Origin of the sequence: Chitinophaga deserti (assembly GCF_003149455.1) — a bacterium.
Classification (GTDB): domain Bacteria; phylum Bacteroidota; class Bacteroidia; order Chitinophagales; family Chitinophagaceae; genus Chitinophaga; species Chitinophaga deserti.
This window is the reverse complement of the sequence record NZ_QFFK01000005.1, coordinates 447,868-463,847: the sequence shown is the minus strand read 5'-3', so window position 1 is coordinate 463,847 and position 15,980 is coordinate 447,868. Positions and strand designations below refer to the sequence as shown.

The window sequence follows — 15,980 nt, the reverse complement described above, 5'->3', positions numbered from 1 at the left end:
CTTTTTTTATGGTTTCATATTTGCCGCTCATCAAGGAGATTACTCAGTTAGTATATTTTTAATATATTTAAACAATTAATACTAGCGGATAGACACCGATAGTCTGGAAAGTAGCCATTAGAAGAACCGAAAACACCAGGAAAATGAAGGAAGAAAAGCACAAACCGCTGGAGATTATTGAAAACCTGAAACTGCCACCGCCGGAAAATGAAGCCCCTCAGCAAGGGAGGGATTGTCCGGCATGCGGGGCACGTTCGAGCAAACAGGCAGGGCTTACCCACTGTGTTTATTGCGGGCATGAGTTTCAGACGGCCCCGGCAAAAAGGGAACGCCGGTAAAGAAAAATTATGTATGAAAAACGGGTTAAGCCGGCTGGATCAGCCGGCTTCCCTATTGGAGGCAGGGTTCGGAATGATGTGTTAAAACCCAGCATAGAAGGGCCTTTCGTGCCATTGTTGTTTCAGGATGCCACAGGATACGGGCTGCATGTGCCGGAAAAAAACAGTATTTTCGATGTTCATCCGCCAATGCCATTTATGAAAAAGCTATCCGTACTACTCACGAAGCATTACAGGCCCATCAGTATCGCAGCAATCCTGGACGTATTTCAGACCGTAAATCACTATTATCAGGAAAACACCGGCTTACCGTATTTCGACATCCGCCTTATCAGGCATCCGGAAGACGAAACGGCTGTATTCCCTGACGAGCAGTATCAGCCTCTTTCGCATGAGGAAGTTACCGCATCGGATCTTGTGATAATTCCCGCATTCAGACCGGGGAACATTGCAGATTTTTTACGGGAGAATACGGCCTTTGTGCCCTGGGTACGCCAACAGGCCGCCAATGGAGCCGAAGTAGCGAGCTGCTGTACAGGAGCTTTCCTCCTCGCGGCCACAGGCTTGTTAAACAACCGCCGCGCTACCACGCATGTAACAGCCGTAGAAGCGCTGTCGCGCATTTTCCCTGAAGTAATCGTGGACCCCGATGTGGTGGTGACCGACGACCGTGGTGTTTACACCAGCGGGGGCGCCACATCCACTTTCCATCTGCTCCTGCACATCCTGGAAAAGTATTGCAACCGCACTACGGCCATTTACACGGCGAAAGTATTCGCCATTGATATGGACCGTGCGCAGCAATCCTATTTCGCCAACTGGCTGCCTTCCCGCGCGCATAACGACGAGCTCGTGACTGCTGCGCAACAACGCATGGAAGAGCGTTTCCAGGACAGGGTAACGGTGGAAGAAGTGATCCACGACCTGCCCGTTAGCCGCCGCAACTTCATCCGCCGCTTCAAATCCGCCACCGGCGTAACCCCCATCGAGTATTTGCAGCGCATCCGTATCGAAGCCGCAAAGAAGTTGCTGGAAGAAAGACAGGACAATATCACCGGCGTTATGATACAGGCCGGATATGAAGACGCCAAGGCCTTCCGCCAGCTGTTCCGGAAAATGGTAGGCCTCTCCCCGAAAGAATACCGCGAAAAATACGCGGGCTAAAATCTCCCTGATACTGACTCTAAAAATTTTTGTACTGACCCGCTTTCCCTGGAAGTGGTACGGTAATCCTTTGCCCCTCCTTTGCCCAATAGCACAATCGTCACGATTTATCATCTTCCCTTCCTGCTCCCCAACTGCCGCTGAACAAATTCCAATTTAATCCTGTTAATCAATCAGTAAACCCTTTCCGAACATCAGCACTGCACCCTATTGTAAGCATGCGCACCGGCCGCGCCCGGCGTAGCTATGCCTTGAAGTAACCGTATATCCTTAATCCAATAAATAACGTAACATGGCATTACATGAAAAAAACGCGGTTCGGGGCTTCTTTAAAGAAGCAGTGTATGCTTCCTCAGACCTGACGATCTCAGCGCCGAAATACAAATTCCCCGGCGTGGAAATGGACCCCAGGCATGCTTATGCAATTGTGTCGGACGAAATGCTGCTGGATGGTAACTCACGGCAAAACCTCGCTACTTTCTGCCAAACGTGGGTAGAGCCGGAAGTACATCAGATCATGGATCTGACGATCGATAAAAACATGATCGATAAAGATGAGTATCCCCAAACGGCCGAGATAGAAAACCGTTGCGTACACATGCTGGCCGACCTCTGGAATTCGCCCGATGCAGAAAACACCATCGGCTGCTCTACCACAGGATCATCAGAAGCCGCCATGCTGGGGGGCCTTGCACTTAAATGGCAATGGCGCAACCGCCGCAAAAAAGAAGGGAAAGATACCAGCAAACCCAATATCATCACCGGCGCCGTACAGATATGCTGGCATAAATTCGCGCGTTACTTCGATGTGGAAATCCGCGAATTGCCCCTGAGCCCCGATAAGCTCACCCTCAACCCCGAAGATGTTGCCGCTGCCTGTGATGAAAACACAATCGGTGTAGTTCCCACCTTCGGCGTTACGTTTACCTGTATGTATGAAGACGTAAAAGCCATAGGCGACCGTCTCGATAAACTGCAAAAAGAAACCGGGCTCGATATCCCCATGCATGTAGACGCCGCCAGCGGCGGCTTCATTGCTCCGTTCGTAAACCCTGAAATAGTATGGGACTTCCGCATCCCCCGCGTGAAATCCATCAACGGCTCCGGCCATAAGTACGGCCTTTCTCCATTAGGCGTGGGTTGGATCATCTGGCGCGACCGGGCCGACCTTCCCGAAGACCTCATCTTTTACGTAGACTATCTCGGTGGCAACATGCCCACCTTTGCACTGAACTTCAGCCGCCCCGGCGGACAGATCATTACCCAGTACTACAACTTCCTCCGCCTTGGCCGCGACGGGTATAAGAAAGTGCAGGAAGCCAACCTCGGTCATGCCCAGTATATCGCTGACGAAATCGAGAAGCTGGGATTGTTTACGCTCTTCTACAATGGCAGAGGCGGTTTACCCGGCGCCAGCTGGAAGATCAAAGATGGGGTAACACCCGGCTTTACGCTGTATGATCTGGCAGACAGGTTGCGGATGCGCGGATGGCAGGTGCCCGCATATCCCCTGCCTGCACATATGCAGGATGTGGTGATACAACGGATACTGGTGCGCCACGGCTTCAGCCGCGATATGGCCGCACTGTTCATCAATGATGTGAAACGCAGTATCGAGTACTTCACCAACCACCCGGTAGCTTCTTCTGCCACGCAGAAAGAATCCGGCGGTTACCACCACTAAACTGCACATCCCATTCCTCATCAACAATTACAACATGGCATCAGAAAATAAATCGATCACCACCGTACAGCTGGCACTAATGACAGCTGCGGCGGTGATCTCCCTCCGGGGTTTGCCCATGATGGCGAAAGAAGAACTGACGATGTTTTTCTACATCGGCTTCGCCACCTTCCTGTTCCTCATGCCTGCCGCACTGGTAGGCGCAGAGCTGGGCAGCGCCTTTGCCGCTAAAGGCGGCGGTGTATACACCTGGGTGAAGGAAGCATATAATCAGAAACTGGGCTTCCTCGCTATTTTTCTGCAATGGATTCAGAACGTAGTATGGTACCCAACCGTGCTGGCATTTGCCGCAGCGGGTATCGCATATATGATTGGCCGGCCGGAGCTGGCGCTGAACGGTACATTCGTTGGCGTTTTCTCCATCGGTATTTACTGGTTCGCCACATGGATCACCTTTAAGGGAACCGACATCGTTTCAAAAATATCGAGCCAGGGTTTCCTGATCGGTACTGTACTACCGGGTGTTACCATCATTGTGCTGGCTGCTATCTGGCTGGCATCCGGCAATCCGCTGGAGTTCCTGAATGTTCCGGCAGAGCAGCATTCACTGGTACATGAAGTGCAGGGGCGCATCCATCCCCGCCTCATTCCCGGCATCAATGGCATGGGTGATATAGCTTTCCTCGCTGGTATCCTCCTCCTGTTTGCAGGGGTGGAAGTACACGCGGTACATGCACAGGAGCTGTCTAATCCGCAAAAGCAATTCCCGGCAGCTATATTCCTCGCTGCATTGATATCTTTCGGACTATTCACACTGGGGTCTCTTGGTATGGCGGCTATGCTGCCTTACGATCAGATCGATCTGCAGGGCGGTTTGTTAGTAGCGTTCGACCAGCAGTTTGCCCGCCTCGGCGTGCCCTGGGTTACTAACGTAATGGGCGCCCTTACCGCATTTGGTGTACTGGCGGGTGTGATGTCGTGGATATCCGGTCCCAGCCGTGGTTTATTGTGGACAGCCAAAGACGGGCAGCTGCCGGCATTCCTCGCGCATACCAATAAAAACGGCGTACAAAGTCATATCCTCATCGTGCAGGGCTGCATCGTGTCTGTATTATCCAGCCTCTACTTTATCATGGATGATGTAAACGTGGCCTTCTTCCTGCTCAGCGCCCTTACCATCGGGCTGTACCTCATCATGTACATGCTCATGTATGCCTCGGCCATTAAGCTGCGGTATACCCAGCCCGACCTGGTGCGTGCTTATAAAGTGCCGGGGGGCAATACCGGTATGTGGCTCATTGCAGGCATAGGGTTCCTGGCGGTGGCGTTCTCCTTCGTGGTAGCCTTCTTCCCGCCAACGCAATTGCCGGTGGGTAGTCCGGCCTTCTATGTGGGCGTGGTGGGCATCGGAACCGTGGTTTTCGTAGCGGCACCATTTATCATCAGCGCTTCCGTGAAAAAGAAACCAACACCTGCAAGAACCTGATTCACCTAATACGCACAGCATGAATATGCGACAGATAATGTGGCAGGCGGCAAGATGTGCGCTCCTGGTGGCCGGCATGCTTACTTTCAGGCATGCCGGTGCCCAGGACCCTCAGTCGCAAAAGCGCCTGGACTCCCTCGACGCCAGGCTGCGGCGGCTGGAATTCCGTATAAACCGCATGGACCCCGAAGCCCGGTCACAAACAAGAAGCGCAATCGAATCCGGCAGATATGGCGGCTTTGTGGTGACCGATAACAAAGGTGTGTCCCTGGAAATCGGCGGCTTCGTACAGTTCGATGCCATTCACGATTTCCACCGCACTACCAACCACGATGCCTTCCAGCCCAGCGCCATCCTCATCCCCAACGATCATAAAACAAGTACTTCCTATTCCATCCGGCAAACCCGTTTCAATTTCATCGGGTCTGTACCTGTTGGAAAGAATACATTGAAAACCATTCTGGAATTCGATCTCTTCAACCCCGACGGTTCTTCCACTCCCCGCCTCCGTCATGCATGGGGAGAATATGGAAGGTTCGGGGCAGGCCAATACTGGTCTAATTTCATGGACATCGATGTGTTTCCCAATACACTGGATTATTATGGCCCGAATGCCATGATCTTTTCCCGGCAGGTGCAGGTACGGTATACACAACCGGTGGGGCAGCACACGAAAATCGCCCTGTCGCTCGAAAAGCCCAGTGGTAACATTACACTGCCTGCAGACAGCGGATATGCCAGTTTGCAGCAGCTGCCCGATGCGGTAGTCAGTATCCGGCACGATTGGGGTACGGGCAATCACGTCAAACTCGCCGGGGCATTTCACCCGCTCACGTATGAAACCCCTGCGCTCGACCGCAAAAGCACGCCCGGCTGGGGTGTGAACCTTACCGGCAGCTTCCAGTTTCAGAATAAAGACAACATCGTATACCAGGCAGCCTATGGTGAAGGGATCGCCAATTACTTCAATGATATCGGCGGCAACGGGTATGATGCCATTTATCATTCTCCCGAGCGGAAGCTCAATACCGTTCCGGCTCTGGGCGTGATGGGTTTCTACGACCACTGGTGGTCGGATAAGTGGAGCACCACTGTTGGCTGGGCTTATCTCACGCTGAGGCCCAAAGCTTACCAGCCGCCCGCAGCATTTCATTTTTCACATTATGGCGTGGGCAACCTGCTTTGGTACCCCAACGGGTTCATGAAAGTGGGCATAGAATATCTGTACGGTTACCTGAACAATAAAAGCGGTTTGCATGCAGACAATCATCGTTTGCAGCTGTCTGCCATGTTCAAATTCTAAACCTCAAAAACGTGCGACAATGAAACGTTTGTTACTAAACCTGCTGGTAGTTGTATGTATCCCGCTTGCCTTGCCGGCGCAGGATCTGAACGCGCTCCTGAAAGAAACGCATGCGAAGTTCAACAACCTGCCCGGTGGTGCCAACGCCAATTACATACCCTTTCTCGCCAACGTACCATCCAACCTCTTTGGCATTGCAATCGTAACGGCAGACGGGAAGGTGTATGAAGTGGGCGATTCGAAATATGAGTTCGGTATCGAATCTATTTCCAAAGCATTCGTACTCTGCAAAGCCATGATGGAAGTGGGGCCGGACAGTATCATGCATGGCATCGGCGTTAACGCCACGGGTATGCCCTTTAATTCCGTCATCGCCATTGAGCTGGAAGGTTACTCGCCACAGAACCCGCTCGTGAATGCGGGGGCCATGGCGGCCAACAGTATGGTGAAAGGGCATAATAAAGATGCCCAATGGCGAAACGTTTTAAATTACCTCAGTGAAATGGCCGGGCGGCCGCTTACGCTCATTGAAGAACTGTATAAATCAGAAGCCGCCACCAATCAGCACAACCGTGCCATTGCCATGCTTCTGGAAGCATATGGGCATATGTGGGCCGACCCGCTGGATGCCTGCGACAGCTACACCAAACAATGCTCTGTGGGCGTTACCGCCAAAGATCTGGCAGTGATGGCGGGCATGCTGGCTAACGGAGGTGTGAACCCTGTTACACGTAAACGGCTGCTGAATGAGGCATATGTGCCGAAAGTACTGGCAGCCATGTCTATGGAAGGATTGTATACTACATCAGGGGAATGGCTGTATAAGGTAGGCCTGCCGGGTAAAAGCGGAGTAGGCGGCGGTGTAATTGCCGTGGCACCGGGGAAGATGGCCATAGCCGCATTTGCGCCCCCGCTCGATCCTGTGGGCAACAGCGTGAAAGCCATGGCCGCCATTCAATACATCGCTGAAAAGCTACAACTCAACCTCTATCAGTCTGCCGCAAGGCATCAGCAATAACAGAACTTTGATGTGGGATTTGATGAAAAGACCCGCCTGGCGATTTAAACTGCCGGCGGGTCACTTTTTTTATGGCAATATCATTACTGGCGGAAGCGGTCGCTCACGACGAGATCTTTCCCTGCGCCTTCGTATTTGTAGAATCCTTTGCCGCTCTTCACACCAAGGTGCCCTGCGGTAACCATGTTCACCAGCAGCGGGCAGGGCGCGTATTTCGGCTGGCCGAACCCGTCGTGCAATACACGGAGGATGGAAAGGCAAACATCGAGACCGATGAAGTCGGCCAGTTGCAACGGGCCCATTGGGTGCGCCATGCCCAGCTTCATTACGGTGTCGATAGATTCCACACCGGCCACGCCTTCATACAAAGCCTGGATGGCTTCGTTGATCATGGGCATGAGGATGCGGTTGGCAATAAAGCCGGGGTAATCGTTTACGATGCAGGGAACTTTACCCAGTTTGAGGGAGAGCTCGCGTACCGTATCCGTCACTTCATTTTCCGTGGCATAACCGTTGATGATTTCCACGAGCTTCATAACCGGAACGGGGTTCATGAAGTGCATGCCGATCACTTTGCCGGGTTTGGAAGTAGCGGCAGCGATCTTAGTGATGGAAATGGAAGAGGTATTGGTGGCGAGGATGGTGCCGGGAGCGGTGAACTGATCCAGATCGCGGAAGATGCGCAGTTTGAGATCCGCATTTTCGGTAGCGGCTTCCACTACCAGGTCTACATCTTTTACACCGGTTGCAAGGTCGGTGAAGGTATGGAGGTTGGCGATGGTATCCTGCTTAACGGATTCGGTGATAATTTCTTTGGCGAGCTGCCGGTTAAGGTTGCGGACGATGGTGTCGAGGGCTTTATCGAGCGCGGGCTGCGCCACGTCGATGAGGTGAACGGTGAACCCGTTTTGCGCAAACACGTGCGCAATGCCATTTCCCATCGTGCCGGCGCCGATCACGGCTACTTTCTGCATAACGTACAATTTTGGTGAATGATGCGGCAATTTAGGAAAAAGGCGGCAACGGGCCGCGAAGGTTAATCTTTCCTTTTGAAATCGCCCCGCTTCCAGGATTCCAGGAACTGTGCCCAGGCAAGGGGGTTGAAGATATTCTGCGGAGGCACCTGGCCTGCGTAGTACAGCGATTGCTGCTGCTTTTGCATGAACACATTATACGCCCCGCCTCCATCGATAGCCATGCCCTGCGCAATTGCACGCAGTTTGGCCTGCTCGTTGTTCTTTCGGGCAATCTCATACATATCGTTGGGGATATCCATGCTCACAAAGAGCTTTTCGAACTCTTTGCGTGTGGGGTATGGTTTGATGATGGTTTCGGTCAGATATACGGTATCCTCCGCCATCAGCTGGATCATGGAATAACGGTTGCCGGGGAGGTCCAGCGGAATTTTGTAATCCTTCCTGCGGAAGCCCACGGCGCTGAAAGAGAGGGTATCCCCCTTAAAAGCAACAATAGAAAAAACCCCCACGCTGTTGGAGATGGTTCCACGGCCCTGGCCCTTTACCAGAATACTCACTGCGGGTACGGCCCGAAGGCTGTCTGCCGTCATGGTTATACCGGAAATTTGTATAATGCTGTCTTTGAATGCTTTGAATTGTGCAGAAGCAAATAACGGCAAACACACCAGGGAAAAAAGTATGACAAGATTTCTATACATGTAGGTACTAAGATACAGGATACTGCCCGCAATGTCCAATATAAAAGCGACAAATTAAACCTCATTTATGGTTAACTTTGCTGATCGCAATCAAATTTAACAACAATTTATGATCACAAAAGAGAAGGTCCTCGAGGCGCTGTCGAATGTGGAAGAACCCGATCTGGGCAAGGATCTGGTGACCCTCAACATGGTGAAGGACATTGAGATCGACGGAAATAAAGTGCAGTTCACCGTGGTGCTTACCACACCCGCTTGTCCGTTGAAAGACATGATCCGGAATGCCTGTGTAAATGCCATACACCACCTCGTTAGCAAGGAAGCAGAAGTAGAAGTTAAAATGACGGCCAATGTTAGTACCAACCGGAAAGACGGGCAGGCCCTTCTTCCCAACGTCAAGAATATCATCATGGTCGCCTCCGGTAAAGGCGGCGTAGGTAAATCCACCGTTGCCGCCAACCTCGCCCTGGCCCTCGCAAAGGACGGAGCGAAGGTAGGCCTCATGGATGCAGACATTTACGGCCCCAGCGTTCCTATCATGTTCGGCGTTCGTGGTGAACGACCCATGATGGTAAACGTGAATGGTAAAGGGATGATCGCTCCCATGGAGAAGTTCGGTATCCAGTTCATGTCTATCGGCCTGCTGGTAGATGAGAAACAGGCTATCGTATGGCGCGGCCCCATGGCCAGCAGCGCTCTCAAGCAATTCGTGAGCGATGTTCACTGGGGCGAGCTGGATTACCTGGTGATAGATATGCCTCCCGGAACGGGCGACATTCACCTCACCCTCGTACAGTCTGTACCCGTTACCGGTGCGGTGATAGTAACCACTCCGCAGGATGTGGCGCTGGCAGATGCCAAGAAAGGTATCGCGATGTTTGCCAGTCCGCAGATCCGTGTGCCGATCATCGGCCTGGTGGAGAACATGGCTTACTTTACGCCTGCAGAACTGCCCAACAACAAATACTACATTTTCGGGAAAGAAGGCGGTAAGCGCCTCGCTGAAGAGCTGGAGATCCCCTTCCTGGGGCAGATCCCGCTTGTACAGAGCATCCGTGAAGGCGGAGACGAGGGCATTCCGGCAATATCCGGCAACGACCCCGTGTCACAGAAAGCCTTTGCAGACTTCGCCGGAGCTACCGCACGCAGCATTGCCATGCGTAATGCCAACGTGGAGCCCACGAAAATCGTAGAGATCGTCGTTTAAGGCAACGAATTTTTCAATACCACTACACTCCCGGCGCTGAGGTCGTGAATGGCCCGGCGCTCGGGATTGAAGTGGATCGTGATAAACGACAGCCAGCCGAGCATAAATTTTACTGCATACCGGATAAACGCCGCCCATAAAGGGATCTTTCTCCGGATATCTTCCGCCCGGCGCACCCTGATCCCTGTAATCCAATTGCCGACCGTACATCCGAAGGCCGTGCCCAGCGGTTCATAAACACCCCAAAGCGCAATAAAAATGGCGATATTCACCCACTCAGGAGCCCCATCGCCCAGCGCATCCAGCAACCGCGAAGCAGGCACCATTAACAGGATGATAAAAAGAACATCGATCAGTGAAGATTGAATACGTTTGACGATAACGGGAAAAGCAGGCTCCTGCGTTTCGGCAGGCTCAACCCGCGGAACAGTTGCTTCCATGGCATCAGGGATTTGAATTCGTAACAATATTATCTCAATTATTCATACCTGCCAACATGTATACGCCCAAATATTTCCAGGAAAACGATTGGAACACCGTATCCGAATTCATCCGCAAGCATTCTTTTGCCCTCCTGGTAAGCATCCACGGCGGGGAGCCCTTCGGCACTCACATCCCCGTTGAACTCGAAGAAACCGAACCGGGAACCTTTGTGCTGAGAGGCCACATCGCCAACGATAACCCCCAGTCGCAGGACTTTACCTCCGGCCAAACCTTCCTCGCCGTATTCACCAATCCCCACGCTTACATCTCCTCCTCCTGGTACGAAAAGGAAAAAATCCCTACCTGGAACTACATAGCAGTACACATTTACGGTAAACTCCGCATCCTCACCGAAGCAGAGCTGACAGACTCTCTCACCAAACTGATGGACAAATACGAGTCTTCTTCCAAATGCCCCGTTCACATTTCTGACATCCCCGAAAAGTCTTTACAGAATAACCTCCGCGCCATTACCGGCTTTGAAATGTCGCTGGACAGGGTGGAGACGCGTTTTAAGCTCAGCCAGAACCGTAACGACCGGGATTACCACGAGATCATCCACCAGCTGAAAGCTTCCGGTGATTCGCAGGCAGCGGAGATAGCGGAGGAAATGGTTAAAAGAAGAAAGGCTGAACAGTAGAAACTGCCCAGCCTGCCTTTTCCTATAGGTTAGGTTTAAACGATTAGAGTGTAAATACCTTTCCTCCTACCATCACATCCTGCTTTGCTTCGTCGAACGTGGCTTTCTGCCCTGTACGGTAAGCTGCCGTGCCCATAATGAGCGCGATGGAGTGGCTGTAGGCCGCTTCGATAGGAGCATTTGTTTTCACGTCCTGTTTGCGCACACATTCCATCCAGTTGCGGACGTGGGCATTGGTGGTATCGTCTCCTCCGGTATTGGCGCCGCTTTCCACAGAGCCTGCTGCTTTGGACAGATCCATATCCGGGAGCAGGTTGGCTTTGAGGCCCATGGCGCTGGCTTCTTTCTCACGGAGACCGCCGTTGGAAGAGATTTTATTGGTGCTCATATCGATCATGCCGCCATTGGAGTAGTACAATTCTTTCGTACCTCCGGCGGAGTTATGGAAGCGGGAGCTGTACACCACCTGGAAACCCGATGCGGGATCGTTTTGAGGGCCGTATTCCAGCACAGCCGTGAGCGTATCCGCATTGGTACGGCCGTCTTTCCACTGATAAATGCCGCCGCCTGCTACCACGCTGCGCGGGTGTTCCAGTCCGGAGAACCAGTGAACGGTATCGATCTGGTGCGTCATCCACTGGCCGAAGATGCCGGAGGAATAAGGCCAGAAGAGGCGGTATTCCAGATACTTGCGGGGATCCCATGCTTCTTTGGGACGGGTGCAATGGAACCGGGCAAAATCCACATCGGCCTGGCGGATATCCTTTACGAGGTCGGGCCTCCGCCAGCGGCCGGGCTGGTTCACGTTCCAGGTCATTTCCACCATGGTGATAGGCCCGAACTTACCTTCCTGTATGAATTTTGCGGCCGCATGATACCCTGCACCACTACGGCGCTGCGTGCCTACCTGGAAAATGCGTTTGGAAGCTTTCACGGCTTTGAGGGCATTGCGCGCATCTTCCATCGTTTCCGCGAAAGGCTTTTCGCAATACACGTCTTTCTTATTGTTCACGGCCTCAATAGTGTGAAAGGCATGCTGGAAATCGGCCGTGGCAATCATCACAGCATCGATATCCTTGTTGCGGTACAGTTCATCGTTGTTCACACAGGCTTGTACGGAATGGCCGAGTTTGCCTTCCAGTACAGACTTCCCTTCTTCCCGGCGGCGCTTCCAGATATCGGAAACGGCGATGATATCGAAGTTCAGATCTTTGTGATTGTTGAGAAAACAAGGCATCAGCGCCTGGCGGAAACGGTCGGAGAAGCCTACAACGCCTACATTTACGCGATCGTTGGCGCCTATAATGCGTGCGTAGCTGCTGGCAGGCATACCCATGGCACTGAGTGCCACGCCGGCGCCTCCCATCATGGAAAGCTTCAGAAATTCCCGGCGGTTCTTGTTGCTAATAGTCATAGTGGAATGTTTTTATCGTGTTGTTATTGGTTACTGGTATACGGCGGCGAGCTGGTTACGGAGGTAATCCAGAGCCGGGCGGCACTCCTGCGGCATGTTCTTCCATCCGCATTCCATGGTGATGCGGCCTTTGTAGCCTGCGGCTTTGAGGGCGGCGAGGTAGGGCTTAAAGTCTTCCCCCGAAGTGCCCGGTGCGCGGCGGCCTTCTTTTTCGGCTATGTGGCAATGCACGAGGTAAGGCGCGGCGGCGGCGATGGCCGTTGGCGATTCCCCTTCGCGGAGCATATGGTAAATATCGACCGTGATCCTGAAATTGGGATGATCCACCGCTTTGGCGATTTGGGTGACGATGGCCAGACTGTTGATGAAATTATCTTCTTTGGCGTTCAGGTTCTCGATGGCGATGATGCGGCCGTGTTTAGCTGCCACTGCGGCCATCTTGCGGGAAATGGCGATCAGTTCTTTCATGGCGGTGGCTGAATCCTGTCCTTCTGCCAGCTTGCGGGCTCCTGCGGAGCCGAAAACGATGATGCGCACCCCTGCTTCCTTAGCCCGTTGCATGAGGGTGTCTACATACCCGAGGATGGCTTTCTCGTCGGCTTCGGCGCCGGTGAGGCGGATGGTGCCGGGGAGGAAGAGGTTACAGGTCACCACTTCCAGCTGCATGGCTTTAATCCTTGCCAGTGTACGGCGGTAGGCGGTGTCGGGAACGGAGGGGGCAAAGAGTTTGCGGGCGCCTTCTTCTATGTAGGTATACCCGGCGGCGGCCAGTAAACTGTCGTTATCAATCGAGGTTGCCACCCCTATTTTGGGCATCCCCTTCTTTTGTGCATTCGATTGCATAAAAGACAGGAGGAGGAGTGCGGAAAAGACGTATGTTAAGTAAAATTTCATGGAATTCAGTTTTTCGGAAATCGTGGATGGTGGAAAAATTAAGAAGGAAAATTGGAAAATCAAAATCCGGAATTGATAAAAATGGCGGAAATTCGCGCTAACTGAAAATATATTATGAATAGACAGGAATTGGTGAAGCTCATCAGAGACCGGAAATCGTATCTCTGTGTAGGACTGGATACGGACATGCACAAAATCCCCCGTCATCTGCTTTCTCACCCCGACCCGATGTTCGCCTTCAACAAAGCCATCATCGACGCAACCCGCGATCTCTGCGTGGCTTACAAGATCAATACGGCCTTCTACGAATGCCAGGGCATCCGGGGCTGGGAGAGCCTGCAGCGCACAGTGGAATACATCCCTAAAGACAATTTCACCATTGCAGACGCAAAACGTGGCGATATCGGCAACACATCCACCTACTACGCTAAAACATTCTACGACACCTATGGCTTTGATTCCGTGACGGTTGCACCGTATATGGGGCGCGACAGTGTGGAGCCTTTCCTCGCTTTCCAGGAGAAATGGGCTATCGTACTGGGGCTTACCAGCAATGCCGGCAGCCAGGACTTCCAGCTGCAACCATCAGGTAACGGCCAGCTCTACGAAACCGTTATCCGTACCTGCGCCTCCTGGGGCACGCCGGACAATATGATGTTTGTAGTAGGCGCCACCCAGGCAGATTCTGTAGCTGCCATCCGCAAGATCGTACCGGACCACTTCTTCCTCGTACCCGGTGTGGGCGCGCAGGGAGGCAGCCTGAAAGATATTTCCGAAAAGGGAATGAACGGTGATGTGGGCCTTTTGGTAAATGCCAGCCGTGCCGTTATCTATGCAGGTAACGATGAGAAGTTTGCGGAAGACGCGCGTAATGCCGCCCTCGCCCTTCAGCAGGAAATGGCCACTTATCTGTAAAAGTATATTGGAAATCATAGCGAAACGCTCCCGGAAGGGGGCGTTTTTGCATTCAGGGGAGTTTATTTGAAAAGACAGTTGCGGGCCGTCCACCAGGGTTTTACTTCAAACTGCAGCCTGCCCGTAAGTACGGCGGTATCGCCTTTCACCAGCGAAACGGCCTCCAGGCTGTCGGCCGCTTTCAGCACATACATGCCGCGCATGGCATCGTAATCCGCGAAAGCGCCCGCTAGGATCATCCTCCCGTCTTCCACCAGGCGGCGGATGTGCAGGATATGCCCCTCATCGATCAGCGCGGCAGATGCGGGATCCTGCTTTGTATTGGCCCCGTCTTTGAAAAATACCATCCAGTATTGCTGAACGATAGTGGTTTTGGCCACCGTATCAGTTACGGCCGAAATATTCCGTTTTGCTTTATGCTGCTGCAAACGGGACGAAAAACTGGCTATCACAAACGTCAGGAAAACCCCGAGGAGGAACACAGGTATCAATTTGGCCATATCACAGATTTGCGGGCCGAAGGTACAACTTTGGCGTAATTCCGTAAATTCGGACGTAAGCAAAAATCTAAGCCATGCACCAGGACCTTTTCCAATCGCCCGATTATTATGCCATCGATGAACTATTATCTCCCGAACACCTGCTCGTGCGCGATTCCGTGCGCGAATGGGTAAAGAAAGAAATATCCCCGATCATAGACGACTGCTGCCAGCGTGCAGCGTTTCCCGCACACATCCTTCGCCCCCTGGGGGCACTGGGCTGCTTCGGTCCCACCATCCCCACTGATTTCGGTGGCGGCGGAATGGACTATATCGCGTACGGGCTCATGATGCAGGAGCTGGAGCGGGGCGACAGCGGTATCCGGTCCACGGCATCCGTTCAGGGTTCGCTCGTCATGCACCCGATTTATACATTCGGCAGCGATGAACAGAAACAGCGCTTCCTGCCCCGCCTGGCCACCGGTGAGCTCATGGGCTGCTTTGGCCTCACAGAGCCTGATTTTGGCTCTAATCCGGCCGGTTTACTCACATACTATGAAGATGATGGCGACTACATCCGCCTGAGCGGTGCCAAAATGTGGATTTCCAATGCCCCCTTTGCAGATATTGCCGTGGTTTGGGCCAAAGACCCGGAGAATAAGATCCGCGGTGTAATTGTGGAACGAGGCATGGAAGGGTTCAGCACGCCTGAAACCAAAGGCAAGTGGAGCCTCCGCGCCAGCGCTACCGGCGAGCTGGTGATGGACAACGTACGCATACCCAAAACGAATATACTCCCCGGCGCCCGCGGACTGAAAGCCCCCCTCTCCTGCCTCTCCTCTGCCCGCTACGGTATTGCATGGGGAGCCATAGGTGCAGCGATGGATTGTTATGACACGGCACTCCGCTATGCGAAAGAGCGCGTACAATTTGGCCGCCCCATAGCCGGCTTCCAGCTCATACAAAAGAAACTGGCGGAAATGATCACCGATATCACCAAGGCGCAGCTCCTCAACTGGCGGCTGGGTGTGCTGCGCAATGCAGATAAAGCCACTCCCGAACAGATTTCCATGGCCAAGCGCAATGCCTGTGAAACCGCTACGCATATAGCCCGCGAAGCCCGTCAGATTCTCGGCGCCATGGGTATCAGCGGCGAGTACCCCATCATGCGGCACATGATGAACCTCGAAAGCGTGATCACCTACGAAGGCACACACGAAGTACACCTGCTCATTACCGGTATGGACATTACCGGTCTCAATGCTTTCTCATGACCTTTT

16 protein-coding genes are annotated in these 15,980 nt (G+C 52.9%); 10 read left to right on the top strand and 6 right to left on the bottom strand.

From position 1 onward, the window contains the following. Positions 1 to 143 precede the first annotated feature (143 nt). From DEV76_RS25935 to glsA, 6 genes are all read left to right on the top strand, one after another. A complete protein-coding gene (locus DEV76_RS25935; RefSeq protein ID WP_157962897.1) occupies positions 144 to 338 on the top strand; it encodes a hypothetical protein in 195 nt (64 codons plus the stop codon). Between the two features lie 198 nt (positions 339 to 536). Continuing rightward, positions 537 to 1,502 carry a GlxA family transcriptional regulator gene (locus DEV76_RS14335; RefSeq protein WP_109698597.1) on the top strand — a complete coding sequence of 322 codons (966 nt, stop codon included), beginning with the start codon at positions 537 to 539 and terminating at the stop codon, positions 1,500 to 1,502. Between the two features lie 292 nt (positions 1,503 to 1,794). After that, positions 1,795 to 3,186, top strand: a complete 1,392-nt coding sequence (locus DEV76_RS14330; RefSeq protein ID WP_109698596.1) for a glutamate decarboxylase — start codon at positions 1,795 to 1,797, stop codon at positions 3,184 to 3,186. A 34-nt stretch (positions 3,187 to 3,220) separates the two neighbouring features. Next, entirely contained in the window at positions 3,221 to 4,672 is a 1,452-nt protein-coding gene (locus DEV76_RS14325) for an amino acid permease (protein ID WP_109698595.1), read from the top strand. A gap of 25 nt (positions 4,673 to 4,697) precedes the next feature. Beyond that, on the top strand, positions 4,698 to 5,975 hold the full coding sequence (locus DEV76_RS14320) for a DcaP family trimeric outer membrane transporter (protein WP_157962896.1): 1,278 nt from the start codon (positions 4,698 to 4,700) through the stop codon (positions 5,973 to 5,975). 19 nt (positions 5,976 to 5,994) lie between these two features. Next, positions 5,995 to 6,993, top strand: coding sequence for a glutaminase A (glsA, locus tag DEV76_RS14315; protein WP_109698593.1), 999 nt, complete (start codon positions 5,995 to 5,997; stop codon positions 6,991 to 6,993). Between the two features lie 83 nt (positions 6,994 to 7,076). Here the strand turns inward: glsA and DEV76_RS14310 are convergent, their stop codons facing one another. Further along, the gene (locus DEV76_RS14310; RefSeq protein ID WP_109698592.1) at positions 7,077 to 7,967 is read right to left on the bottom strand and encodes a 3-hydroxyacyl-CoA dehydrogenase family protein; all 891 of its coding nucleotides are present in this window, start codon (positions 7,965 to 7,967) and stop codon (positions 7,077 to 7,079) included. A 62-nt stretch (positions 7,968 to 8,029) separates the two neighbouring features. Next, the gene (locus tag DEV76_RS14305; protein WP_109698591.1) at positions 8,030 to 8,668 is read right to left on the bottom strand and encodes a carboxypeptidase-like regulatory domain-containing protein; all 639 of its coding nucleotides are present in this window, start codon (positions 8,666 to 8,668) and stop codon (positions 8,030 to 8,032) included. Between the two features lie 109 nt (positions 8,669 to 8,777). Between DEV76_RS14305 and DEV76_RS14300 the strand changes: the two genes are divergently transcribed. Beyond that, entirely contained in the window at positions 8,778 to 9,875 is a 1,098-nt protein-coding gene (locus tag DEV76_RS14300; RefSeq protein WP_109698590.1) for an Mrp/NBP35 family ATP-binding protein, read from the top strand. On the opposite strand, the gene DEV76_RS14295 is transcribed toward DEV76_RS14300, so the two are convergent. After that, positions 9,872 to 10,315 (bottom strand): RDD family protein, encoded by a 444-nt coding sequence (locus tag DEV76_RS14295; RefSeq protein ID WP_109698589.1) that lies wholly within the window; start codon positions 10,313 to 10,315, stop codon positions 9,872 to 9,874. The two genes, DEV76_RS14300 and DEV76_RS14295, sit on opposite strands and share 4 nt — an antisense overlap. Before the next feature lie 56 nt (positions 10,316 to 10,371). Here DEV76_RS14295 and DEV76_RS14290 point away from each other — a divergent pair, with 56 nt between their 5' ends. Then, a complete protein-coding gene (locus tag DEV76_RS14290) occupies positions 10,372 to 10,998 on the top strand; it encodes an FMN-binding negative transcriptional regulator (RefSeq protein ID WP_109698588.1) in 627 nt (208 codons plus the stop codon). 43 nt (positions 10,999 to 11,041) lie between these two features. Here DEV76_RS14290 and DEV76_RS14285 read toward each other — a convergent pair whose 3' ends face one another. Both DEV76_RS14285 and DEV76_RS14280 read right to left on the bottom strand, forming a co-directional pair. Next, positions 11,042 to 12,412, bottom strand: coding sequence for a Gfo/Idh/MocA family protein (locus tag DEV76_RS14285; RefSeq protein WP_109698587.1), 1,371 nt, complete (start codon positions 12,410 to 12,412; stop codon positions 11,042 to 11,044). Between the two features lie 30 nt (positions 12,413 to 12,442). After that, a complete protein-coding gene (locus DEV76_RS14280; RefSeq protein ID WP_157962895.1) occupies positions 12,443 to 13,306 on the bottom strand; it encodes a sugar phosphate isomerase/epimerase family protein in 864 nt (287 codons plus the stop codon). Positions 13,307 to 13,420: 114 nt separating this feature from the next. Here DEV76_RS14280 and pyrF point away from each other — a divergent pair, with 114 nt between their 5' ends. Next, positions 13,421 to 14,221: an orotidine-5'-phosphate decarboxylase gene (gene pyrF / locus DEV76_RS14275; protein ID WP_109698585.1), complete on the top strand. Its 801-nt coding sequence runs from the start codon at positions 13,421 to 13,423 to the stop codon at positions 14,219 to 14,221. A 62-nt stretch (positions 14,222 to 14,283) separates the two neighbouring features. Here the strand turns inward: pyrF and DEV76_RS14270 are convergent, their stop codons facing one another. Next, positions 14,284 to 14,721, bottom strand: a complete 438-nt coding sequence (locus DEV76_RS14270; protein WP_109698584.1) for a YciI family protein — start codon at positions 14,719 to 14,721, stop codon at positions 14,284 to 14,286. 74 nt (positions 14,722 to 14,795) lie between these two features. On the opposite strand from DEV76_RS14270, the gene DEV76_RS14265 reads away from it, so the two are divergent. Then, positions 14,796 to 15,974, top strand: coding sequence for an acyl-CoA dehydrogenase family protein (locus tag DEV76_RS14265; RefSeq protein ID WP_109698583.1), 1,179 nt, complete (start codon positions 14,796 to 14,798; stop codon positions 15,972 to 15,974). The last annotated feature ends 6 nt before the right edge of the window (positions 15,975 to 15,980 follow it).

What these genes read in the sequence shown, in the direction of transcription:
- DEV76_RS14285 (WP_109698587.1), bottom strand. Translation starts at nt 12,412, where the DNA reads ATGACTATTAGCAACAAGAACCGCCGGGAATTTCTGAAGCTTTCCATG.
- DEV76_RS14265 (WP_109698583.1), top strand. Translation starts at nt 14,796, where the DNA reads ATGCACCAGGACCTTTTCCAATCGCCCGATTATTATGCCATCGATGAA.
- DEV76_RS14270 (WP_109698584.1), bottom strand. Translation starts at nt 14,721, where the DNA reads ATGGCCAAATTGATACCTGTGTTCCTCCTCGGGGTTTTCCTGACGTTT.
- pyrF (WP_109698585.1), top strand. Translation starts at nt 13,421, where the DNA reads ATGAATAGACAGGAATTGGTGAAGCTCATCAGAGACCGGAAATCGTAT.
- DEV76_RS14325 (WP_109698595.1), top strand. Translation starts at nt 3,221, where the DNA reads ATGGCATCAGAAAATAAATCGATCACCACCGTACAGCTGGCACTAATG.
- DEV76_RS14305 (WP_109698591.1), bottom strand. Translation starts at nt 8,668, where the DNA reads ATGTATAGAAATCTTGTCATACTTTTTTCCCTGGTGTGTTTGCCGTTA.
- DEV76_RS14310 (WP_109698592.1), bottom strand. Translation starts at nt 7,967, where the DNA reads ATGCAGAAAGTAGCCGTGATCGGCGCCGGCACGATGGGAAATGGCATT.
- glsA (WP_109698593.1), top strand. Translation starts at nt 5,995, where the DNA reads ATGAAACGTTTGTTACTAAACCTGCTGGTAGTTGTATGTATCCCGCTT.
- DEV76_RS14280 (WP_157962895.1), bottom strand. Translation starts at nt 13,306, where the DNA reads ATGAAATTTTACTTAACATACGTCTTTTCCGCACTCCTCCTCCTGTCT.
- DEV76_RS14335 (WP_109698597.1), top strand. Translation starts at nt 537, where the DNA reads ATGAAAAAGCTATCCGTACTACTCACGAAGCATTACAGGCCCATCAGT.
- DEV76_RS14300 (WP_109698590.1), top strand. Translation starts at nt 8,778, where the DNA reads ATGATCACAAAAGAGAAGGTCCTCGAGGCGCTGTCGAATGTGGAAGAA.
- DEV76_RS25935 (WP_157962897.1), top strand. Translation starts at nt 144, where the DNA reads ATGAAGGAAGAAAAGCACAAACCGCTGGAGATTATTGAAAACCTGAAA.
- DEV76_RS14295 (WP_109698589.1), bottom strand. Translation starts at nt 10,315, where the DNA reads ATGGAAGCAACTGTTCCGCGGGTTGAGCCTGCCGAAACGCAGGAGCCT.
- DEV76_RS14330 (WP_109698596.1), top strand. Translation starts at nt 1,795, where the DNA reads ATGGCATTACATGAAAAAAACGCGGTTCGGGGCTTCTTTAAAGAAGCA.
- DEV76_RS14320 (WP_157962896.1), top strand. Translation starts at nt 4,698, where the DNA reads ATGCGACAGATAATGTGGCAGGCGGCAAGATGTGCGCTCCTGGTGGCC.
- DEV76_RS14290 (WP_109698588.1), top strand. Translation starts at nt 10,372, where the DNA reads ATGTATACGCCCAAATATTTCCAGGAAAACGATTGGAACACCGTATCC.